Annotated in this window: 24 protein-coding genes; 23 read left to right on the forward strand and 1 reads right to left on the reverse strand. The window is 41.1% G+C overall.

The features are described 5' to 3' along the window. Positions 1-86: 86 nt before the first annotated feature. The 19 genes from B7709_RS07830 (at position 87) to B7709_RS07930 (ending at position 16,162) form a co-directional block, all read left to right on the forward strand. Entirely contained in the window at positions 87-572 is a 486-nt protein-coding gene (locus tag B7709_RS07830; protein ID WP_084972342.1) for a type VII secretion EssA family protein, read from the forward strand. Next, positions 572-820 carry an EsaB/YukD family protein gene (locus B7709_RS07835; protein WP_084948606.1) on the forward strand — a complete coding sequence of 83 codons (249 nt, stop codon included), beginning with the start codon at positions 572-574 and terminating at the stop codon, positions 818-820. Before B7709_RS07830 ends, B7709_RS07835 begins: the two co-directional genes overlap by 1 nt. After that, positions 817-2,007: a type VII secretion protein EssB gene (essB, locus tag B7709_RS07840; protein ID WP_084972343.1), complete on the forward strand. Its 1,191-nt coding sequence runs from the start codon at positions 817-819 to the stop codon at positions 2,005-2,007. The genes B7709_RS07835 and essB overlap by 4 nt, the downstream gene beginning before the upstream one ends. Next, positions 1,997-6,445, forward strand: a complete 4,449-nt coding sequence (gene essC, locus B7709_RS07845) for a type VII secretion protein EssC (RefSeq protein ID WP_084972344.1) — start codon at positions 1,997-1,999, stop codon at positions 6,443-6,445. The genes essB and essC overlap by 11 nt, the downstream gene beginning before the upstream one ends. Positions 6,446-6,553: 108 nt before the next feature. After that, positions 6,554-6,982 (forward strand): DUF5082 domain-containing protein, encoded by a 429-nt coding sequence (locus B7709_RS07850; protein WP_070842359.1) that lies wholly within the window; start codon positions 6,554-6,556, stop codon positions 6,980-6,982. A 12-nt stretch (positions 6,983-6,994) separates the two neighbouring features. Continuing rightward, entirely contained in the window at positions 6,995-7,288 is a 294-nt protein-coding gene (locus B7709_RS07855; protein ID WP_084972345.1) for a type VII secretion protein, read from the forward strand. Next, positions 7,288-7,992: a DUF4176 domain-containing protein gene (locus B7709_RS07860; RefSeq protein WP_084972346.1), complete on the forward strand. Its 705-nt coding sequence runs from the start codon at positions 7,288-7,290 to the stop codon at positions 7,990-7,992. The genes B7709_RS07855 and B7709_RS07860 overlap by 1 nt, the downstream gene beginning before the upstream one ends. Beyond that, on the forward strand, positions 7,992-9,896 hold the full coding sequence (locus B7709_RS10195) for a T7SS effector LXG polymorphic toxin (protein WP_193431704.1): 1,905 nt from the start codon (positions 7,992-7,994) through the stop codon (positions 9,894-9,896). The genes B7709_RS07860 and B7709_RS10195 overlap by 1 nt, the downstream gene beginning before the upstream one ends. Then, positions 9,893-10,282, forward strand: coding sequence for a hypothetical protein (locus B7709_RS07880; protein WP_000656834.1), 390 nt, complete (start codon positions 9,893-9,895; stop codon positions 10,280-10,282). Before B7709_RS10195 ends, B7709_RS07880 begins: the two co-directional genes overlap by 4 nt. A gap of 182 nt (positions 10,283-10,464) precedes the next feature. Then, positions 10,465-10,785, forward strand: a complete 321-nt coding sequence (locus tag B7709_RS07885; protein ID WP_084972347.1) for an HNH endonuclease — start codon at positions 10,465-10,467, stop codon at positions 10,783-10,785. Position 10,786: 1 nt separating this feature from the next. Further along, a complete protein-coding gene (locus B7709_RS07890; protein WP_061603750.1) occupies positions 10,787-11,230 on the forward strand; it encodes an SMI1/KNR4 family protein in 444 nt (147 codons plus the stop codon). A gap of 60 nt (positions 11,231-11,290) precedes the next feature. Beyond that, positions 11,291-11,932: a T7SS effector LXG polymorphic toxin gene (locus B7709_RS07895; RefSeq protein WP_275655636.1), complete on the forward strand. Its 642-nt coding sequence runs from the start codon at positions 11,291-11,293 to the stop codon at positions 11,930-11,932. A 45-nt stretch (positions 11,933-11,977) separates the two neighbouring features. Next, on the forward strand, positions 11,978-12,241 hold the full coding sequence (locus B7709_RS07900; RefSeq protein ID WP_084972349.1) for a hypothetical protein: 264 nt from the start codon (positions 11,978-11,980) through the stop codon (positions 12,239-12,241). An 81-nt stretch (positions 12,242-12,322) separates the two neighbouring features. Next, positions 12,323-12,820, forward strand: coding sequence for a hypothetical protein (locus B7709_RS07905; RefSeq protein ID WP_204956360.1), 498 nt, complete (start codon positions 12,323-12,325; stop codon positions 12,818-12,820). A 66-nt stretch (positions 12,821-12,886) separates the two neighbouring features. Then, on the forward strand, positions 12,887-13,693 hold the full coding sequence (locus B7709_RS07910) for an alpha/beta hydrolase (protein ID WP_084972350.1): 807 nt from the start codon (positions 12,887-12,889) through the stop codon (positions 13,691-13,693). An 11-nt stretch (positions 13,694-13,704) separates the two neighbouring features. After that, on the forward strand, positions 13,705-13,833 hold the full coding sequence (locus B7709_RS10265; RefSeq protein ID WP_084972351.1) for an ADP-ribosylglycohydrolase: 129 nt from the start codon (positions 13,705-13,707) through the stop codon (positions 13,831-13,833). A gap of 102 nt (positions 13,834-13,935) precedes the next feature. Continuing rightward, positions 13,936-14,562 carry an SAP domain-containing protein gene (locus B7709_RS07920; RefSeq protein ID WP_084972352.1) on the forward strand — a complete coding sequence of 209 codons (627 nt, stop codon included), beginning with the start codon at positions 13,936-13,938 and terminating at the stop codon, positions 14,560-14,562. A 163-nt stretch (positions 14,563-14,725) separates the two neighbouring features. Continuing rightward, a complete protein-coding gene (locus B7709_RS07925; RefSeq protein ID WP_084972353.1) occupies positions 14,726-15,607 on the forward strand; it encodes a diacylglycerol/lipid kinase family protein in 882 nt (293 codons plus the stop codon). Positions 15,608-15,670: 63 nt separating this feature from the next. Further along, positions 15,671-16,162, forward strand: a complete 492-nt coding sequence (locus B7709_RS07930; RefSeq protein WP_084972354.1) for a phosphoribosylanthranilate isomerase — start codon at positions 15,671-15,673, stop codon at positions 16,160-16,162. 216 nt (positions 16,163-16,378) lie between these two features. Here the strand turns inward: B7709_RS07930 and B7709_RS07935 are convergent, their stop codons facing one another. Continuing rightward, on the reverse strand, positions 16,379-17,365 hold the full coding sequence (locus tag B7709_RS07935; RefSeq protein ID WP_070800159.1) for an L-lactate dehydrogenase: 987 nt from the start codon (positions 17,363-17,365) through the stop codon (positions 16,379-16,381). Between the two features lie 193 nt (positions 17,366-17,558). Between B7709_RS07935 and gyrA the strand changes: the two genes are divergently transcribed. The 4 genes from gyrA to B7709_RS07955 all read left to right on the forward strand — a co-directional run bounded on the left by gyrA (position 17,559) and on the right by B7709_RS07955 (position 23,201). Continuing rightward, positions 17,559-20,027: a DNA gyrase subunit A gene (gyrA, locus tag B7709_RS07940; RefSeq protein ID WP_084972355.1), complete on the forward strand. Its 2,469-nt coding sequence runs from the start codon at positions 17,559-17,561 to the stop codon at positions 20,025-20,027. Next, positions 20,027-20,773 (forward strand): class A sortase, encoded by a 747-nt coding sequence (locus B7709_RS07945; protein ID WP_084972356.1) that lies wholly within the window; start codon positions 20,027-20,029, stop codon positions 20,771-20,773. The genes gyrA and B7709_RS07945 overlap by 1 nt, the downstream gene beginning before the upstream one ends. 199 nt (positions 20,774-20,972) lie before the next feature. Beyond that, a complete protein-coding gene (locus tag B7709_RS07950) occupies positions 20,973-21,770 on the forward strand; it encodes a formate/nitrite transporter family protein (RefSeq protein WP_000254787.1) in 798 nt (265 codons plus the stop codon). Positions 21,771-21,920: 150 nt separating this feature from the next. Next, the gene (locus tag B7709_RS07955) at positions 21,921-23,201 is read left to right on the forward strand and encodes an O-acetylhomoserine aminocarboxypropyltransferase/cysteine synthase family protein (protein WP_084972357.1); all 1,281 of its coding nucleotides are present in this window, start codon (positions 21,921-21,923) and stop codon (positions 23,199-23,201) included. Positions 23,202-23,279: the final 78 nt, after the last annotated feature.

Raw genomic sequence — 23,279 nt, forward strand, 5'->3', positions numbered from 1 at the left:
TCCGTAAGGATCCTTTTTGTCTTCTTGTGAGATGGTGTGATTTGTAGTATAATAAAGTTATCTTTACCAAGTGGGGAAGGAGATTTATGAAGAAGGTTCAAGTCATTTTTAGTCTATTATTGTTGTGTTTTTTTCTTAACTCAGGTGATGTCCGAGCAGATGATGGAAGTCTTGAAATTAATAATCAAACCATCCATGATCAAGGGAACAGTCCTCAGACTACTAAGTCTAAGAATATTCCTGAATTATTTTTAGAAGATAGTGTGAAGAAAGAAAAACAGCTACAAAAAGCACAGCAAGAGAATGTTCATCAAGCGCAGTCCTCTCTTTTTACCGGGACTAAAGATACTAATAGTTTTCAGAGTCAGGATAAGGTGACGCGTGGCTTGTTTCAAGCAAATTATAGAGCAGATGAAGCAATTTTGACTGGAGAGAGCACCTCTAACACTTCGCTACCTACTTGGCTATCTATTTTAGGATTGGGAATAGGTCTACTTGGAGTGACCTATCTAGGTGTTTGGCTAGGTAGGAAGTACTCAAAAGTGCTTCGTTTTAAGAAGGAGAGTGTGTGATGAAGACAATTACGGTTGGTATAAAATGGAGAGACCAAATATATGATTTGAAACTTCCAACGCAGGTTTCATTCAAGAGAGTAAAAGAGCTGATATGTGAGTCATTTTCAATGATGAACCAAGAGCTACCAAGTCACTTTGATCTTCAAGTGACTAATAAATCAATTGCCTTTTATGATGATGACCAGATAGCGGACTTTCCTTTAGGAAACGGAGATCAATTAGAAATTGTAGGGAGAAAGAAATGAAAGTACAAGAGACAAGTATCCAATCTAAGTGGTCGAAAGAGGCTGGTGAACTAGAGATTAAGTTATCCGCTAATCAATTTCAACTGAATCGGATGAAGCAGTATCGATTCTTTTTAGAAAGCACGGCACATTTAGCTCAAGGAGCAGTGAAAGAAGAGGTAGAAGAGGTCGTTCGTCTTTCTTACCAAATTCCAGCAGGTTATCAGTCGATTCGAGAATCTGTTGAAAATAAAGAAATCTTAGAACGCCTTCATCTTTTTCAAAAGTTACAATTCTTAAAAGAAACTGTCGATCAGCCTATGAAACCCTTTATTCACCCAGATAATCTGTTTGTGAGCGGGGAAAGTGTCCTTTTAGGACATAGAGGGATGACAGATAGTGTGGTTCCTTTTTCGCTCATGAAAGAGGACTTGTTAAAGCAATATAAGGCTTTAGCTGTGTTCATTTTACAACCTAAGCTCAACTTTGAAGAGTTAATTGATAGTCTTACGACGGTAAAAAATGCTTTTGCGGAAACTCTTTTTAAAGCGGAGACTTTTGATGAAGTAGACCATCTCATTAGTGAGCAGGCTCGTATCCAAGAAGAGAAGCGTCAAAAGGAAAAACTGCTTGTCTCGAAAAGGAACTATCAATTGTTTAAATGGAGTTCTTTAGGACTCGCAATTGTAACAGTTGCGATGGGGATTGCAACAGGTATTTATGCTTTTTATGTGGTGCCTAAGCAGTATAAAATCATTCAGGCTGAGACGAGTTACATTGCTAAGGATTATACGGCAGTGGTAGAAGGTCTTAAGTCAGAAGCTCCAAATAGTCTTCCGAAGGGAGTCCAGTATACACTTGCGGCTAGCTCGTTAGAGTTAGACAATCTGACTCAAGAACAAAAGGAAGCTGTATCTAGAAACTTGTCACAGAAATCTAGTGAGAATACTCTTTCTTATTGGATCTATATCGGACGTGGGGAACTTGAAAAAGCACTTGATATTGCTCAAAATATTGGGGACATTCAGTATATTCTTCATGCTTATACGAAGCTCTATGATCAGGTCAATACAGACAGTACGATGAGCGGAGCGAAAAAGCGAGAACTCCTTGAAAAGTATCAAAAAGAAATTGATAAGTTACAGGAACAATTAAACGGAAGTTCAAAGGCAAATAGTACATCAAAGGAGACTAAAAATGGCAACTAAGGGCAAACAAGCGACTTGGAGTCAAAAGCTGTCAGATGAAGAGGTTCTTTGGCATGTGTTTTCGTTTAAAGAATGCTTTGAGTACAAAGAGTTGACCGAAAGGGCCTCCTCAATCAATATTGGAGAAAGTCATATCTCAATTACTGAAAGTGGTCTTGAAAAGGACGGAATCCCTTGGGCTGGTCAGGAGGAGGAAAGTCTGGTAGCCATTCCACATGAACAGATTCAGATCCATTCCTTTACCTATCCTAAGCAGGACTTACTCTTTTCTAAGGAGAAGAAAGCAAATGTTTGCCTTGAAAGTCAAGCTCTCCTTTACCTGAAGGTTAAGGAGAATACCTATCATCTCTCTGGATCATCTAATGGAGCTAAGGTTTATCTAAATGGACAAATTCTAGAGGAAGTTGATGCCTCTATTCAGGTAGGGGATGTTTTGGTGGTGGACTGCTTTCTTTTCTCATTTCGAGAACATCAGATCCATTTCCTGCCCTTGAGCAGACAGTACACTATCCAATCTGATCATTTGTTTGAAGAGCCTTATCAAGCTGAGTTTCCATATGAGTTTCCTAATTATCGTAGAAGTCCACGCATTTATCTAAAAGAGCCTGAGGATAAGGTGGAAATCAATTCACCAGCGCCAGAAGAAAAACTTAGACGTGGTGAGCTATGGCGTGCGATCGTACCGCCTGTTGGAATGGTGGTGATTAGCGGAGCCTCTAGTGTCTTTATGCAGGGAAATGCCTTTCTTATGATGGGAATGGCCAGTGCCAGTCTCTTGACAGCTGGATTTTCAGTATCGAGCTATTTTACCAACAAAAAGGAAGTCAAAGAGAAGAATCAGAAAAGAAACGATGATTATCAAGAGTATCTCTTAGAGACAGGAAGCCAATTGAGTCGTCTAAAGGCGGAACAAAAGAAAGCCTTGACATATAATTTTCCATCGGTTGATGAATTAGTGGATTTAGTAGAAAGTTACAACCCACGGATTTATGAGAAGATGGTGACAAATGATGACTTTCTAAAGGTTCATTTGGGAACTGGAACGATTGATTCTAGTTATTCCTTACGTTTTCAACCAACCAATCGCAAGGAAGACTGGAGCCGCTTTGTCGAGAAAAAACTGGTACAACCTCATATAAAATTAGAGGATGCGCCTATTGTCCTCTCTCTACGTGATCAGGCTTTGGGATTAGCGGGAGTAGTTCCTGTCTTACGAGTAGCAGTTCAAACGCTATTGTTTCAGATTGCGGCGCTCCATTCCTATCATGATGTAGAGTTTGTGACCTTGGTCTCCCAAGAGGAATACGAGAATCACTGGCGAGAATGGCGCTGGTTGCCTCATGCGCAAATGCGGAGTCTCAATCTACGGGGACTTATTCATGATGACCAGACCAGGGACATGATCTTGACCTCTTTTTACCAGATGTTAGTCAAGCGTCGTCAGGTCGTTCGGGAACAAAAGCAGGAGCAAATCTTCTCGCCGCACTATGTCTTGACGATTTTGGATGAGTCATGGCTGTCAGGACATGGGCTCAATGAATTTCTGGCAGAGGATATGACCCAGTATGGGGTGACGGTTATCTGGGGTAAGGAAAGCCTCAATATGTTGCCTGAGACGGTGACGGCAGTGGTTGATTACCAAAATGGAGAAACAGCCAAGCTCGTCAATAATCATCATATCTATATCAACCAAGACTTTAAGCCTAATCGTCTGCCTCAAAATGGAAAACTTGAAGAAGCGATTTACCGTTTGGCCAATCTCAATCATATCGAAGTGGAGAAAAACTCGATTCCAGATACGATTTCCTTTATGGAACTCTACGGTGTTAAGCAGGTCGAGGAATTGGATGTGGAGAAACGCTGGCAGGCGGCGGATGCATCTAAGTCTCTCGCTGTACCTCTAGGTGTTCGAGGAAAGGATGATATTGTGCTGCTCAACCTTCATGAGCGTGCGCATGGTCCACACGGACTAGTTGCAGGGACTACCGGCTCTGGTAAGTCTGAGATTGTGCAGAGCTATATTCTGTCTCTAGCTGTTAACTTTGCGCCAGAAGATGTTGGATTTCTTCCGATTGACTTCAAAGGGGGAGGAATGGCCAATCTCTTTGCCAAGCTGCCTCACTTGATGGGTGCTATTACCAACTTGGATGGAGCTGGGACAGCTCGTGCGCTGAAGAGTATTCGTGCGGAACTTCAAAAGCGTCAGCGTCTCTTTGGGAAATTCGGTGTCAACCATATCAATGGCTACACCAAGCTCTATAAAAAAGGAAAGGCACTTAGCGATCCAGAGGAGAAAAAGACTTATCCGACAGAGCCTTTACCTCATCTTTTCCTGATCTCAGATGAGTTTGCGGAGTTGAAGCAAAATGAACCAGAGTTTATGGCAGAACTCGTCTCCACGGCACGTATCGGACGTTCCCTAGGGGTTCACCTGATCCTTGCGACTCAAAAGCCATCTGGAGTGGTGGATGAGCAGATCTGGTCTAATTCTCGCTTTAAGCTGGCGCTCAAGGTTGCCGATCCTTCAGACTCAAATGAGATTATCAAAACCCCAGATGCGGCTAGTATCACTCAGCCTGGTCGTGCTTATCTTCAGGTCGGAAACAATGAAATCTATGAACTCTTTCAGTCAGCATGGAGTGGAGCGGATTATCAGCCTTATAGTGATGAAGGTAATCAAGTAGATGAACGGATTTGGTTAGTGAATCAACTAGGGCAGAGCGAACTCTTGATTGACGGAAATGACGGGGATTACTCGGTTGAAGAGACACAAGAGCAGGAGACAGAGCTTGAAGCTGTGATTGATTATATCAATAAGGAAACGGAGCGTCTGCAAGTCATCCTCCCTGAAAAGCCATGGTTACCACCTCTTGGAGAGGAGCTAGTAGGAGCGGCAATTGACCGTCAAGCAGAGTGGACAACCCCACGTCAACTCTCCATTCCACTAGGCATGCTGGATCTGCCAAGTGCTCAAAAGCAGGAGGTCTACCACTTTGATATTGAGGAGTTGGGCAATACCGTCTTATATGGGTCCCCAGGCTTTGGAAAATCAACAGCTCTTCAAACTATCCTCATGAATCTGGCTCGTAGAAATACGCCTGAGCAAGTTCAGTTTAACCTTTTTGATTTTGGGACGAATGGTCTCTTACCAATTAGAGAGTTGCCACACGTGGCGGATCTGGTTCGACTAGATGAGGAAGAAAAGCTCCTCAAGTATCTGAAACGTCTGGATAGTCTTATGAAAGAGCGGAAAGCCCTCTTTACAGAGGTTGGCGTGTCTAGTCTGTCACAGTATGAGCAAAAGACAGGTCAAGCTCTCCCTGTTCTTCTCAACTTCTTTGATGGCTATGACTCAGTACGGGAAAGCCCATTAGAGGAGATCATCGAGTCAGCTGTCAACCAGCTCCTACGTGAAGGAGCTAGTCTGGGTATTTATACTCTGATAACCGTACTCAGCTCTAGTAGCTTGCGTTTACGGATGAGCTCGACGATTCCCAATGCTTTGAGCTTTTACTTAGTAGAAGAAGGAGCGCTTCGGACGGTTATGGGACGTGATGCCCTGCCAGGCCAGGAAATTGTCGGCCGTGCTCAGGTGACACAGGAAGAAGTTCTAGAGTTACAAGTCTATCTGCCGATAGAAGGAAAAGACGACATCGACCGTCTTTCTCACTTAACAGCAGAAATCCAATCGATGAATCAAGACTGGCAAGGCTTACGTCCAAAAGCAGTACCTATGTTGCCAAGTAAGATTTCTACGAGTTTCTTTGAAGATCACGAGGAAGTTCAGGATATGTGGCAAAGAGGCGAGTTGCCAATTGGTTTTGACAAAGAAAGTACACACCCGGTTGGCTTTGTGCCAAAACGAGACGGCTACTTTGAGCTTCTCTATGATACCATGCAACAGCTAGAATATGGCGAAGCAGCGCTTCTGACAGGCTTAGAAAAAGTGCCTAGTCACATTAAAAAGTTCTTGGTGGATCCAACAGGAAACTACCATCAGTCGGAAGGGCTGTTCGACGAAGTATTTGTGGGCGAGGAGATCCCTGGTTTCTTTATGGATATGCAGTCTGAAGTGGATGCGCGCACGCCAGCTGATTTGGATTATCCTATCTACATCTTGATTCCAGAAGCACAAGCCCTCAGCAAGCTTATGAATCTTAAAATGACAGAAGATGCCTTTAAGTCTCTCCTGCACAAAGGAGGGACCGTTGGGCTCCACTTCATCTTTATGGGTGAGTTGCGTCAAATTGTTAATGGTTATATGGAAGTGGATAAGATTCTAAAGGTCAATGTGCCTGCAGGCTGTATTGGTATTCGTTTCCAAGACCAGAATGTTGTATCCATTAAGAGTAGCTTCACAGAGTCCGTTGTCGGAGTCGATGAGTACAACTACTTCACCAGCCGAGAAGGCTATCGTATTAAGCTTATCAGTGAATAAAAGCGAGTCATTTGACTTGCTCTTATTTTTCATTCTCCTTATGGTAAAACATCAGAATTTTTGATATAATTCTATTAACTGTAAGGTTTAGTCAAAAGAGGTATAAAGATGAGTGATTTTGAAGAAAAGCGGCTTGCTAGTAATGCTTATAATCGAGCGCAAGCGAGTCGCTATGAAAGTTTGGCGAATCAGTACCAGAAAGCATACGATAAGAAAAAAGCAGAGATTGAGAAGTTAGAATCTGCTAGAAAAGAACTTTCTAAGCAAATTCAATCCTATAGTGAGTTCCGCAATACAGTTTCTCAATACTCTACAACTATTTCTACGGATACCTTTAAAGGGACAAGACGTGATACATTTGATAAGACTTTATCGAAAATTGCGACGACGATGAATACGCATCAAAATGAGCATGAAATGAATTTGGCGAAGTTGGATGCAGAGATCGCAAAGCGAAAATTGGAGCTAGGCGATTTAGGTGGTGCTATTGGAAGTGCTTGGAATGCGGTTGAAAGCTTCTTGGCAGCTATTTTTTAGGGAGTAGGATAGATGGATAAAATAGGAATCAGTTCAGCTTCTTGGCAAAGTGTTGTTACCTCAGCACGGACTAAGGTCGCATCTGTATCAGACATTCAAGTGACAAAGATTGGAAAAACTACCTTGAATCGGATGAAATCTTTTGAGACCCTTCAAGAACAAGCGAAAAAAATTCTGAGTGATTATAAGGATTTTGAAATGGAGCGTACTTCTCAAATGATTACGGTTGGTGAGAAGATTGTGGCTGATGATAAAGCTATGGCCGGTCAGTTTGATAAGAATACAGCCAATGTGAGGTTTAAGTAATGGTTCAATACGATAAGAATAAGATTTTTACAAGTATTATTACTAGCCGTACGAGAGAGACATTCGAAGTAGATGATACTTTGATTCAACTTGGTCAACAATTAGGAATGCGTCCGCAGATTTTGAAGGGACTCTATAAGGCTCTGAGGAAACTGGAGGATATCTATGAGTATGTGCCAAGTTTCGGTGCAACTTTTACTTGTCATTTTGATTATGAGAATCAGGAAGCTCAGATCCATTATAATCAACTAGATCAACTATTTTCCATCACTGATTTACAGGATTTCATGGGGATTGTGGACAGTGTCTACAGTCCTATTTATCCTTTAGGTTCTGTTGTTGAGCTAGATTTGGAGCTCTTACCAGAGGAACTCCAGAAAAGCTTAGCGGAGGGGCCAGGACCACTCGTTACGATTTCAGGCCGCAAGATGCCTCTTCAAGAAGGATTTGATGACTATGTGGTAGACTATTTGGCTCGCATCTGGCCCTTGGGTGAGATGCCTGGAATGGACGCTTTTTTCGTAAGTAACATGATGATTGAGCGACTTCGTTTTGAAGGTTACAGTGACGACTGGGAAAGTCAGTTTACAGAGGATGTTTTACGTGCGACTCAGCTCTCCCAGCAACAAGTATCGACTGCCTTTATGCGCAGTGAGGATTTTGTTCGGTATTATGAGCCGTATTTAAACACGGAGGAAGGCTAATGGGATTTTATGTCGATATTGCGGAGCTTCAGAAAGCCCAAGAGGCCTATATGAAGATGGTCGCAACTGCTCAGAGTCAGTTGGATACCGCTAAAAATGGGATGAATGCCATCATCACCAGTAATTCCATGCATGGAGAAGTTGGGAAAGCGATTACGAATGAAATCAATAATGTTCATAACCCCGTGATTGTTGGCTTAAAGAATGGCTTAGAATTTCTAGGTTCTGAGTTTTCCAAGACGATCACGGATTTTCAGAATTTTGTTGGCGAAACCTCTGCAACGGCAGTTCTGGCAGAAGAAACTTTGGATGATGCGGTCAAGAAGCTAAATGAAGCCGATGAGAAACACAAGGTGATGGATACTAACTTCAAGAGTATCTATGATGGTATTTCGACTCTCTATCGTCTGAGTGCTCCCTTAAGCAGCACCTTCTATACCAATACCCAGACAGCCCGGAAGTATGTTCAGGATACGAAGAATAAGGTCAATGCCTTTGATAAGATGTCCACGACCAGCAGTACTGAACAGCTTTTTAGTGCTTTAGGTAGCCAGATGGCGGCTGCTGGAAGAGTGAAGAGTCTGAGTTATAGTGATCCTGTTTTAACTAACTTTGTGGCGCATGAAGATCTCGGTAAAGCGATTTATGAGATGGATCAGCAGTATGCGAAAGCCAAGGCAGAAGCGATTGAGGCTGCTAAACGCAAGGCAGAACAAGAAGCCGCTGAGCGAGAAGCTTCTTATCGCCGTCATCACCCCATCCAAGCCTGGCTGAAGGATCGCTCGAATGAGATTGGTTCCTGGTGGGGGGATGTCGTTGAGGGAACACGAAATCTACCGCTTCCTCAAGGGATAAAGGATTCCCTCCTGTTTGCGGAAGGTTTTATTGGTGCAGCTGGAAGTATGGTTTCAGAGACTGCTATCGGAGCTGTAGATTTGACTCAGATTATTGGTATTGCCAGTATTGATGGCGTCAATCGCTTAACAGGCGGTCAAACTCCAGAGTGGATGAAGCGGGACTTGCAAGGAACGGCAGATAACCTGTCTAGCCTTGCGGAGTTAGGAGTAGGAACTTACACTGCTCTGACGGATCCAGGAGCGGCTCAGCGTGGCCAGGATCCCAATGCCAGCTATGCGGATAAGGCTGCTTATCGTGCTCAAGAGACCGGAAAAGCCCTTTGGGATAAAGTTACCCATATGGATGCCTATGACGCAGGAGGCTTGACCTTTGAGATTGCCAGTCTTTTTGTCGGTCCAGCAGCTGTGGGTAAGATGGCTAAGGGGACCAAGCTAGGAGCTAAGGCAGCTGAGATGATTCAGTTAGCTAAGAACAGTACCAAGGCAAAAATCCTCGCAAATGTCGAAAAATGGGGATCAAAGGTTGACAATATCCTGTCTAAGAGCAATAATGTCATTAGGCAATTTGGAGAGAAATTATTAGACACCCGAATCCCGGTTGGCATTCGTAAAGAGGCAGTTACCTTTGCGGGAGGTATGGGAACCATGCCTACCTTCAGCGTTGAGAGTAAGACACTACGTGATGTGATGCACTTCTCAAGTAAACATGCGGATGATGTTGTGAGAGGTGTAGGTGGTTCTGGGAAGGCGGAGCGAGTCACACAAGCTGTTAATAATATGTCTGAGTTTTTTGAGACAGACTTTGGAAAAAAGATTAGGGGCAGTCTTAGAAAGACGAAGAAACAATATGACGGGCAAAGTGTTTATGAGGTGATGGAGAAGGTTGATAGAAATTTGCGCAAAGGAGATTACCTGTATTTGGATGGTTTACATATGGACCATTTTGAAGTTTTTGATAAACGTGGTAATTTGAAATCTGTACTTAATCTTGATGGTACTTTAAACACAGATAAGTTATTAAAAGCTAAAGGAAGGAAATTACATTGAAGGAAGAAATCTATAAACTTTATGAGGTGTGTAAACGATTCAATTCGAGGCTAGGATACTCGTTAGAAGAAAATAAAAAATTAAAAGATTTTAAAGAATTGATAGATGATAATCTATCTGATGACTTTCAAGAGCTTATGTCAGGTATTTCAGCATTCAAGGAAGAAATAATTGATCAAAGTATAGCTGATGAGCAATACAGTCAATTCTATTACGAGTTATTGTCTTCGATGGCTAACTTTTCTTCTTACTTTGCAGATTTGCATGAAATAATTTTTGATCTAAACAAAAGACGCAGATTTAAAATGGGAGAAATTACCAAAGAGGAGTTAGTCAGTTCAGATGAAATAATTTTAGACGATGAGGACGATGAATCTGGAAATTAAAGAATAGATATTTATTGTTTTTCTAAACGCATTAAAGATTTTGTCCGGCGGATGATGTAGTACGAGGAGTAGGTGGTTCTGGGAAAGCTACAGCGACTTTTAAAGGTGAACTTACTGCAGAGAATATAACAAAAGAATTATTACAAACTAAACCTAAAAACTCTCCGACACCACAAAAATGGATGGATAAAGGTGGGAAAATTGAAATACTTGAAGACGGTACTTGGGTATATACAAATTCTGAGGGTATTACAATAAAATATATTGATGGATTTCCTGATTTTAAAGAAGCTGGTCTAGTAAGGCAGGAAGTGGAAATTGGTGAATTCAAGAATTATGCTATTGATTTTAAGAAAGCAAATATGACAGCTCCTCTTGGAAAAAAACTACGAAGTAGCACATGGCACCATCATGAGGACTTAAAGACATTACAAGAAGTGAATAAGAGCATTCACGCAGAGTTTACCCATCGCGGAGGAGTTTCCCTAAAGAAAGGAAAATAAGATGATTCTAGAAGGTTTTAAAAAAATAAATGAGGAGCAAATTACTCGAGTTGAAAATACTTTAAATATCTCATTCCCTTTAGATTATAAGGATTTTATTCTATCGAATAATGGGATGTGCGCAGAAGGTGAGCTTGGTATAGCACTTCCTTTGAATCAAGAAGTAATAGCCATAGATATTCTATATGGAATTGATACAGAAACCGAGAATTGTAACATTCTTGAATGGACTCAAGAATACAAAGAAGATTTACCTGAAAACACTCTTATTATTGGAGATGATGTACTGATGGGGTTCTTTATTTTAGTTTGTAAAGGAGAAGATAAAGGGGTGTACTATTATGATCATGCTTATAACTTAGAGGGTTCGGACGATGATGGAAATACTTATTTTATAGCTAACTCTTTTGAGGAGTTCATAAATCAATTGACTGTGATTGAATGATTAAAGTAATTTTTACAATCATATTATTCTAAGTTATATTAAGTCATATATATATATGAAATCAATAATGTTCATAACCCCGTGATTGTTGGCTTAAAGAATGGCTTAGAATTTCTAGGTTCTGAGTTTTCCAAGACGATCACGGATTTTCAGAATTTTGTTGGCGAAACCTCTGCAACGGCAGTTCTGGCAGAAGAAACTTTGGATGATGCGGTCAAGAAGCTAAATGAAGCCGATGAGAAACACAAGGTGATGGATACTAACTTCAAGAGTATCTATGATGGTATTTCGACTCTCTATCGTCTGAGTGCTCCCTTAAGCAGCACCTTCTATACCAATACCCAGGCGGCCCGGAAGTATGTTCAGGATACGAAGAATAAGGTCAATGCCTTTGATAAGATGACGACAACCAGCAGTACTGAACAGCTTTTTAGTGCTTTAAGTAGTCAAATGGCAGCTGCTGGAAGAGTGAAGAGTCTGAGTTATAGCGATCCTGTTTTAACTAACTTTGTGGCGCATGACGACCTCGGTAAAGCGATTCATGAGCTGGATCAGCAGTATGCGAGAGCCAAGGCAGAAGCGATTGAGGCTGCTAAACGCAAGGCAGAACAAGAAGCCGCTGAGCGAGAAGCTTCTTATCGTCGTCATCACCCCATCCAATACTGGCTGAAGGATCGCTCGAATGAGATTGGTTCCTGGTGAGGCGATGTCGTTGAGGGCACACGGAATCTGCCTATTCCACAGGACTTGAAAGATACACTCCTGTTTGCGGAAGGATTTATTGGTGCAGCTGGTAGTATGGTTTCAGAGACTGCCATCGGAGCTGTAGATTTGACTCAGATCATTGGTATTGCCAGTATTGATGGCGTCAATCGCCTAACAGGAGGTAAAACTCCAGAGTGGATGAAGCGTAACTTGCAAGGAACGGCAGATAACTTGTCTAGCCTTGCGGAGTTAGGAGTAGGAACTTACACTGCTCTGACGGATTCAGGTGCGGCTCAGCGTGGCTAGGATCCCAATGCGAGCTATGCGGATAAGGCAGTTTATCGTGCTCAAGAGACAGGAAAAGCCCTCTGGGATAAAGTTACCCATATGGATGCCTATGACGTAGGAGGATTGACCTTTGAAGTTGCTAGTCTTTTTGTCGGTCCAGCAGCTGTAGGTAAGATGGCTAAGGGGACGAAACTAGGAGCTAAGGCAGCTGAGATGATTCAGTTAGCCAAGAACAGCACCAAATCAAGAATTCTCGCAAATGTCGAAAAATGGGGATCAAAGGTTGACAATATCCTAGCGAAGAGCAATAATGTCATTGGGAAATTTGGGGAGAAATTATTAGACACTCGAATCCCAGTTGGCATTCGTAAAGAGGCAGTTGCCTTTGCGGGAGGTATGGGAACCATGCCTACCTTCAGCGTTGAGAGTAAGACTCTACGTGAGGTGATGCACTTCTCAAGCAAACTTGCGGATGATGTAGTGAGAGTGGCAGAGAAGCCCTTTGATAAAGAGCGGATTCTTGAAAATATTAGGCAAAGCCGACTTGCACGGGAAAGTTCGAAGTTTGATGACTATCTTCGCACGTTGAGTGTGTAGCTTTGCTTGTACGAGCCAATTAAACAAGGATGTAGCTAGTGAAAGTCCTACAGTAAGGAGTTAAACATGAAATTCCATGAATTTGGTGATAAGAATTTGCCTCCTATTTTACTGATACATGGTGGTGGAAGTTCTTGGTGGAATTATCTTCGTCAAGCACGAATCTTGTCAAAAGAATACCGTATTATTCTACCAACTTTGAATGGCCACGGCGAGGAATATCAACTTGATTATGTTTCTACTGAAGATTCTGCTTTGGAGATTCTAGACTATATCAAAGCAAACTGTGGTGGGAAATTGTTTGCAATCGGTGGTGTTTCACTTGGTGGTCAAATTGCCATGGAGCTTTTGTCTTTAGACAGTGAAATTGCTAAGAAGGCCATCATAGACGGAAGTCTCTGTATTCCTCAACCAAGGTTAGCTAAAATCAGCATCTTTCTAGTGTCTCTATTTGGTAAACTGATGTTCAATAAATTCTCTTGCAAACTTCAGTTAAGCATGATGAACAAACTCTATCCTAAACTGGCTTATCCAGAGGAAATAAAAGCTTATTATTTGGAGGATTTGCCAAGGACGCCTATCAAAACATTGGTGACCATTTACAAAAACTATATGGGATGTTACAAGCTGAAAGATATGATTTCTGCTAGCAAGGCTCAGGTTCTGTATATCTATGGTGAAAAAGAATTGAACTGTGTGAAAGAATCAGCGAAATTATTTCATCAGCTACATTCAAATACAATTTTGTATGAAGGAAAGGGCTATAACCACGGCTATTTATCAGCTTACCTGCCTTATGAGTGGATTGATTTGGTGGTGCCATTTTTAAAGAGTGACTCATTAGAAATGTGTAACGAATCTGATATGCCATAAGGAGGAAACGTATGCTAGGAGCAATAGTTGGAGACATTGTAGATTCAGTTTACGAATGGAACAATATCAAAACGAAGGATTTTCCTTTATTTCGTGAGGATTGTTTTTTCACGGATGATACGGTAAGTCCGAACCGCTGAGTGCGTAGAATTGTTAGAGAAACGGAACTATTCCTCAAAATATAGGAACTAAAACCCATTATTTTAAGATGAAAACTAGATTGGTTTTAAGGAGGTATTATATTGATAGAGAGCAGACCTGAGTTTGATAAAATCACATCCTTTGATGAATTTAATAAATATTACTGGTATCGTGATGAACTTTCACAGATATGCAGGTCATTAGGACTTGAATATAGAGGTACAAAACAGGAACTCAATCATATTATTGAGCAGTACTTCAAGGGGAATTTGATTAAAAAATCATCAATAAAAAGCAAGAAGAAACAAGTAGAAGTCGTTACTTTAGATACGCCCTTACTTGAATGTGGATTCGCCTTTAATGCACCCTTTAGAGAATATTTCTCAACTTTAACAGAGGTTTCACCCTTCAAATTTACTGCTGATATGGCTACTGCTTGGAGAAAAGTCAAAAGAGAACATGATTTAAGTTTTACAATCCAAGATATGCTAAAAGTTTATTATGGAAATTCAGATTATGCCAAGTATGATCATTCGGTTTGTCAATGGAATCAATTTTTAAAGGATTTCTGTGCAGACGAAAATAGTCATAATTACTCGAATAAGCTAAAAGTAGCTTCTATTCTTTGGAAAGAAGTTAGAAATTCAAGTAATGAAAAAATTTATTCAATGAATCTTTTGACCGAATATGCTGATAAAATAAAAGAGTATGGCGAGGTAGTTAAATAGAAGTGACTTGCTTTTGATAATCTGAATTTTAAACTAGCTATTATACATCAATGCCCAGTACGTCAAAGTTCTTTTTTCTGAGTTTTCATTATATAATAGCATTGTATGTAATGATAAATGTAGCTACGCTAATATTTCTATTTAAAATTCAAGGAGAAAATCAATGAAAAAAGCAATGGTAATTATCAACCCAACCTCTGGTGGGGAAAAGGCTTTGGATTATAAGGTCAAGCTGGAGAATAAAGCCAAAGATTATTTTGAGCACGTGGAAACCAGAATTACTGAAAAAGCCTTAGATGCAACACATTTTGCTGAGGAAGCTTCACGTGAGCAGTACGATGCAGTGCTTGTGTTTGGTGGAGATGGGACAGTCAATGAAGTCATTTCGGGTATTGCTGAGAGAGACTACATTCCTAAGTTGGGTATTATCCCAGGTGGGACGGGTAACCTCATTACGAAACTTCTGGAAATCAATCAAGACATCGATGGTGCGATTGATGAACTCGATTTTAACTTAACCAACAAGATTGATATCGGTAAAGCGAATGATAACTATTTTGGTTATATCTTTAGTATCGGTTCTCTGCCTGAGGCGATTCACAATGTTGAAATCGAGGATAAGACAAAATTTGGTATTCTAGCCTATGCTGTAAATACCATGAAGTCTGTCATGACGGATCAGGTCTTTAACATTAAGGTTGAGACAGAAAATGGAAATTATGTTGGTGAAGCTAGTCATGTTTTGGTTCTCTTGACAAATTACTTCGCTGATAAGAAAATCTTTGAAGAAAACAAGGACGGCTATGCCAATATTTTGATTCTGAAAGATGCTTCTATATTCTCAAAATTATCCGTCATTCCTGATTTACTAAAAGGGGATGTTGTCGGAAATGACAATATTGAGTATATCAGAGCGCGTAATATTAAGATCTCTTCAGATAGTGAATTGGAGTCAGATGTTGACGGCGATAAATCCGATAACCTACCTGTAGAAATCAAAGTCCTAGCACAGCGAGTAGAAGTATTTTCGAAACCGAAAGAGTAGAAGGTAAACATTAGTTTATTTTTCACTGCGAAATCGAGTTTTATATCAACGATTGGGGGAGGAATGAATTCTCTATTTGATGAATTTCGAACAATTTGTTCTCATTTAAACCAAGTCGGGATCACTCCGACTCTCATGGGCTCTTTGGGGTTTGAATACCGTTCAAATGAAGAATGGGGGCCGTCAGACATTGACATTCATGTGCCTGGTGACCCTAGAGGTTGGGAAGCACCTGATCATCTCAGAATTTATGATTGGGATAAGATAATGAAAGTGATGAAACGCTTAGGTTACGCCTTAATAGATATTCATGAGCATGAATTCCAAAAGGATGGTCTGAGCGTTGAATTCGGAAGTATCGATTCTTTACCTGATTTTGCAGGAGTTTCGGAATCAGATATAGAGCTGATTCATCACGAAAACATCACTTTTCGCGTTCCAAGTTTAGAACAGTATTTAAGTATTTACAAGGCTTCTTCCCAAGATTCCTATCGAAATGAGCACAATAACAATAAGGATTTTAAAAAGATAGAGTGGTTGGAAAGACATTTGTAAAATCATATGTAGAAAATAGTGAAGCAAATCGATTTGCTGTTTTTTTGTATTGATTGAACGTGAGGCAATTTGTGATGGAGTTATGTGAATACAAAGGGTACATGGATACATACAAGAGACTCATTAGTTTTTTTGTCAATTTGTTCGATAGTTAGATAAGAGTTAGATAATACAAAAACAGTCCCTTCTGACTACAAGGAACTGTTTTTATATGGATTAGTTTTTAGAAGCTGCTTGGAATTCAGGGTTTTTCCATGCTTCATCAATAATTGCTTGCAATTCTTTTGCAGATGCTTGCATTTTTTGAGTTTCAGCGTCGTTCAATGGGATGTTTACTGGACGAACGATACCGTGTGCACCAACAACAGCTGGTTGACCGATAAAGACGTTTTTAACACCGTATTGCCCTTCTTGGAAGACTGAAAGTGGAAGTACTGCATTTTCGTCATCAAGGATTGCTTTTGTGATACGAGCAAGTGCTACTGCGATACCATAGTATGTAGCTCCTTTTTTGTTGATGATTGTGTAGGCTGCATCACGAACGCCTTCGAACAATTCAATCAATTCAGCTTCTTGAACGTTTTGAGTATCTTTAAGGAATTCTTCAAGGTTTACACCAGCGATATTGGCATGTGACCAAACCGCAAATTCAGAATCTCCGTGTTCACCCATGATGTAGGCGTGAACTGAACGAGCATCAACATCCAATTTTTCAGCAAGTGCTTGACGGAAACGAGCTGAGTCAAGTGAAGTACCTGAACCGATAACACGTTCTTTAGGGAATCCAGAGAATTTCCAAGTTGAGTAAGTCAAAACGTCAACTGGGTTAGCTGCAACAAGGAAGATACCATCAAAACCTGATTCAACAACTTGTGTTACAATTGATTTGTTGATAGCCAAGTTTTTACCTACAAGGTCAAGACGAGTTTCACCTGGTTTTTGAGGAGCACCTGCAGTGATAACAACAAGGTCAGCGTCTGCACAGTCAGCGTATTGAGCAGCGTAGATTTTTTTAGGTGAAGTGAAGGCAAGGGCGTGGCTAAGGTCAAGCGCATCACCTACAGCTTTTTCGTGTAATTGAGGAATTTCGATAATTCCAAGCTCTTGTGCAATTCCTTGGTTAACAAGTGCGAAAGCGTAAGATGAACCTACGGCACCGTCACCAACAAGGATCACTTTTTTGTGTTGTTTAGTTGAAGTCATTATCTAAACATCTCCTTCATTTTTTTTAGGGGAATCCCCAGACACTTTCATTCTATCACTTTTAAAAAACTTTGTCACGAATATGCCCTCTTGTTCTTGATGTAAACGTTTTAGTGATTTCCAAAGACTGAAATGATGTACATTTTATGGTATAATATATCTAGTTACTAATAGTGAAATGAGGCATTTATGAATGCAGGATAGAAATTTAGTGAATGTCAATCTGACAAAGGAGATGAAGACTAGCTTTATCGACTACGCCATGAGTGTTATCGTAGCTCGTGCTCTTCCTGATGTTCGAGATGGCTTGAAACCAGTTCACCGTCGTATTCTTTACGGAATGAATGAATTAGGTGTTACTCCAGACAAACCCCATAAAAAGTCAGCCCGTATCACAGGGGATGTTATGGGTAAATATCACCCACACGGAGATTCCTCTATTTATGAAGCTATGGTCCGCATGGCCCAGTGGTGGAGTTACCGTTACATGCTCGTTGATGGGCATGGAAACTTTGGTTCCATGGATGGGGACGGTGCTGCCGCGCAACGTTACACTGAGGCACGTATGAGCAAGATTGCTCTTGAAATGCTTCGTGATATCAATAAAAATACGGTTGATTTCGTAGACAACTACGATGCCAATGAACGTGAACCTCTGGTCTTGCCAGCTCGTTTTCCAAACCTTTTGGTCAATGGGGCGACTGGAATTGCTGTTGGGATGGCTACCAACATTCCTCCTCACAACCTTGGTGAAACCATTGATGCCGTGAAGCTGGTCATGGACAATCCAGATGTGACTACTAAGGACTTGATGGAAGTCTTGCCTGGTCCAGACTTTCCAACTGGTGCCCTTGTTATGGGGAAATCAGGTATTCATAAGGCCTACGAAACTGGTAAAGGTTCGATTGTTCTTCGTTCTCGTACAGAGATTGAAACTACTAAGACAGGTCGTGAGCGTATCGTTGTAACGGAATTTCCTTACATGGTTAATAAAACCAAGGTGCATGAGCATATTGTTCGCTTGGTTCAGGAAAAACGGATTGAGGGCATTACTGCGGTCCGTGATGAATCCAACCGTGAAGGGGTTCGTTTCGTTATCGAAGTCAAACGCGATGCCTCCGCAAATGTTATCCTTAACAATCTCTTCAAGATGACCCAGATGCAAACCAACTTTGGTTTCAATATGCTGGCGATTCAGAATGGCGTACCGAAAATCTTGTCTCTTCGTCAAATTTTGGATGCTTATATCGAGCACCAAAAGGAAGTGGTTGTTCGTCGTACCCGTTTTGACAAGGAAAAAGCAGAAGCGCGTGCGCACATCTTAGAAGGTCTTTTAATTGCACTTGACCATATCGACGAGGTAATCCGTATCATCCGTGCTAGTGAAACGGATGCCGAAGCACAAGCTGAGTTGATGAGCAAGTTTAAACTTTCAGAGCGTCAAAGTCAGGCTATCCTTGATATGCGTCTTCGTCGTTTGACAGGATTGGAACGTGATAAGATTCAGTCTGAGTATGATGAATTGATTGCCTTGATTGCAGATTTGGCCGATATTCTTGCCAAACCTGAGCGTGTGGCCCAAATCATCAAAGAGGAGCTGGACGAAGTCAAACGCAAGTTTGGTGACAAGCGCCGTACTGAGTTGATGGTCGGAGAAGTCTTAACTCTTGAAGATGAAGATTTGATTGAGGAGACGGATGTCTTGATTACCCTTTCTAACAAGGGCTACATTAAACGTCTGGACCAAGGTGAGTTCACTGCCCAAAAACGTGGTGGCCGTGGAGTCCAAGGTACTGGTGTTAAGGATGATGACTTTGTGCGTGAGTTGGTTTCAACCAGCACTCATGATCACCTGCTCTTCTTTACTAATAAAGGACGTGTCTATCGCCTTAAAGGTTATGAAATCCCAGAGTATGGCCGTACAGCCAAGGGCTTGCCAGTTGTCAATCTTTTGAAGTTAGACGAAGGCGAAAGCATTCAGACCATCATCAACGTTGAGTCTGAACGTAGTGATGATGCTTATCTCTTTTTTACAACTCGTCACGGAATCGTGAAGAGAACCAGCGTCAAGGAATTTGCTAACATTCGTCAGAATGGACTTAAGGCCTTGAATCTCAAGGATGAGGATGAGTTGATCAATGTCTTGCTGACAGAAGAAGATACCGATATCATCATTGGTACCAAGTTTGGTTATTCTGTTCGCTTTAATCAGTCAGCTGTTCGTGGAATGAGCCGTATCGCGACAGGTGTCCGAGGAGTCAATCTTCGTGAAGGTGATACAGTAGTTGGCGCAAGTGTTATTACTGACCAGGATGAGGTCCTTATCATCACTGAAAAAGGTTATGGTAAACGTACTCTTGCTACTGAATATCCAACTAAAGGCCGTGGTGGTAAAGGAATGAAGACAGCCAATGTTGCTGAGAAGAATGGTCCTCTTGCAGGCCTCCTCACTGTTAAAGGTGATGAAGATCTGATGATTATCACGGATACAGGGGTCATGATTCGAACAAACGTTGCCAATATTTCACAAACAGGACGCTCAACGATGGGAGTTAAGGTGATGCGTCTAGACCAAGATGCCAAGATTGTGACCTTTACAACGGTTGCCGCAGCAGAAAAAGAAGAAGTTGGGACTGAAATTGAAACAGAGAGTGAAGTATAATGTCTGAAAAAGATAATAAAAAGAAAAAAAAGAAACGCAGAAACCTGCTGACCAATATCCTAGCAGTCTTTCTCATCCTCTTGTCTTTGGTCTTGATTTTTAATTCAAAGATCCGAAACATGTTTATGGTTTGGAATACCAATAAATATCAAGTCAGTCAGGTGACTAAGGAAAAGATTGAAGAGAATAAAGAGGCAGAAGGAAATTTCGATTTTGATTCTGTCAAATCAATCTCATCAGAAGCGGTGTTAGCTGCCCAGTGGGATGCTCAACAACTTCCAGTCATAGGAGGGATTGCCATTCCTGAAGTAGAGATCAACCTGCCTATTTTTAAAGGTTTAGATAATGTAAACTTGTTCTACGGGGCAGGGACCATGAAAGCAAATCAGAAAATGGGGGAAGGCAACTATTCACTAGCAAGCCACCATATCTTTACTGCTGAAAATGCAAGCCAAATGCTCTTTTCGCCTTTGGTCAATGCCAAAGCAGGGATGAAAATTTATCTGACTGATAAAGATAAAGTATACACCTATGAGATTCGTGAGGTGAAGCACGTAACGCCTGATCGCGTAGACGAAATTGAAGACCGTGATGGTATCAAAGAAATCACATTGGTAACCTGTGTCGACTATGACGCGACAGAGCGAATTATTGTTAAAGGTGATTTTAAAGAAGTTAAAGCATATTCAGAAACATCTGATGATGTCCTTAGTGCCTTTAATAAACCATATAAACAGCGTTATTAAACTCTAATGAACCAGTGAAATAGTCATTTCGCTGGTTTTTGTGTGAACAAAGAGAACTAAAAAAACTTTTAAAGAAAAATATGAGAAGTATTACAAGTGAAATTTTTTGAACAAAACTTTCATATTTCACGGGAAACGCTTTCTTGAAAACAAGAATTATGTTATAATTATCACAAATAAAAGTTTTAGGAGTTTTTTTATGGTCTCTTCAGAATTTATCTCAAAGATTGAATTTGCTTGCAAGAAGAAGGAAAGTCTTTATAGTCAAAGTAAATTTAAGTATGCGATTCGTTCTATGTTTGCAGGTGCCTTTCTAACATTTAGTACGGCTGCGGGTGCAGTTGGAGCTGACTTGATTAATAAAATAGCGCCAGGTAGCGGACGTTTTCTTTTCCCATTTGTTTTTGCTTGGGGATTGGCCTACATTGTTTTCTTGAATGCTGAGTTGGTAACTTCAAACATGATGTTCTTGACTGCTGGCAGTTTCTTGAAAAAAATCTCTTGGAGAAAAACAGCTGAGATTTTACTATACTGTACCTTGTTCAACCTCATCGGAGCTTTGATAGCAGGTTGGGGCTTTGCCCACTCAGCAGCCTATGCAAATCTGACTCATGATAGTTTCATCTCAGGGGTTGTAGAGATGAAGTTAGGTCGTTCAAATGAGTTAGTCTTACTTGAAGGTATTTTAGCCAATATCTTTGTAAACATTGCCATTCTTTCATTTGTTTTGGTCAAAGATGGTGGTGCCAAACTTTGGCTTGTCTTATCAGCGATTTACATGTTTGTATTCTTGACAAACGAGCACATTGCTGCGAACTTTGCTTCTTTCGCGATTGTGAAATTCAGTGTTGCAGCGGATTCAATTGCAAACTTTGACATTCCTAATATTCTTCGTCACTGGGGTGTAACCTTTGTCGGGAACTTTATCGGAGGAGGTCTCTTGATGGGCTTGCCATACGCCTTCCTCAATAAAAACGAAGATACTTATGTCGATTAAAGAAATGAGCACGAGTTAATCGTGCTTTTTTGTTTGATGTGTATGACTAGTCATAGTTGTTCCTTATATCAAAATATAGAAAAACGGTATTGGAAAAGACTGGTACAAGATGATACAATATCCGTAATGAAGCTATTTGGAGGTCATCTTATGACTCGTGATTTTAAATTTGAAACCCTACAATTGCATGCTGGACAAGTCGTTGATCCAGCGACCAAGTCTCGTGCAGTACCGATTTATCAAACAACATCCTTCGTTTTTGATGACACGCAGGAAGGTGCAGATCTTTTTGCCTTGAGAAAACCAGGCAATATCTATACTCGCATCACCAACCCTACAACAGCGACCTTTGAAGAACGAATTGCTGCCCTTGAAGGTGGTGTCGGAGCACTAGCGACAGCATCAGGTATGGCTGCTGTAACCTACACTATTTTGGCGCTTGCTCACGCTGGTGACCATGTGGTGGCTGCGTCAACTATTTACGGTGGGACCTTCAACCTCTTGAAAGAAACCCTTCCTCGTTATGGGATCACAACTACCTTTGTCGATGTGGATAATCTGGAGGAAGTTGAAGCAGCTATCAATGACAATACCAAGCTTGTCTTGATTGAAACCTTGGGCAACCCCTTGATTAACATTCCTGACTTGGAAAAATTGGCCGAAATTGCTCATAAACACCAAATTCCTCTCGTTTCGGACAATACTTTTGCCACACCGTATTTGATTAACGTCTTCTCTCACGGTGTAGATATTGCCATTCACTCAGCAACTAAGTTTATCGGTGGTCATGGTACGACTATTGGTGGTGTTATCGTGGATAGTGGTCGTTTTGACTGGGAAGCTTCAGGAAAATTCCCTCAATTTGTAGAGGAAGATCCTAGCTACCACAACTTGAGCTATACTCGCGATGTTGGGGCAGCAGCCTTTATCATCGCTGTTCGAGTTCAATTGCTTCGTGATACTGGTGCAGCCTTGTCACCATTTAATGCTTTCCTATTACTCCAAGGACTCGAAACGCTTTCGCTTCGTGTAGAACGCCATATTCAAAATACAGAGAAAATCGTTGATTTCCTTGTTAACCATCCTAAGGTAGAAAAAGTCAACTATCCAAAACTAGCTGACAGTCCTTACCGTGCTTTGGCTGAGAAATACTTGCCAAAAGGTGTAGGTTCAATCTTTACCTTCCATGTCAAAGGTGGAGAAGCAGAAGCCCGCAAGGTGATTGATAATTTGGAAATCTTCTCTGACCTTGCAAACGTTGCAGATGCTAAGTCCCTTGTGGTCCATCCAGCCACAACCACTCACGGTCAGTTGTCAGAAAAAGATCTAGAAGCAGCAGGTGTCACACCAAACCAAATCCGCTTGTCTATCGGTCTTGAAAATGTAGAGGATTTGATTGAAGATTTGCGTTTGGCCTTGGAAAAAATTTAAAGTAACAGATATAAACAGTGGGTTTCGACTCGCTGTTTTTGATTTTCCCTCAAGCATGATATAATGGTTACAGAAGTC

Source organism: Streptococcus oralis subsp. dentisani (assembly GCF_002096335.1).
Taxonomy (GTDB): domain Bacteria; phylum Bacillota; class Bacilli; order Lactobacillales; family Streptococcaceae; genus Streptococcus; species Streptococcus oralis_Z.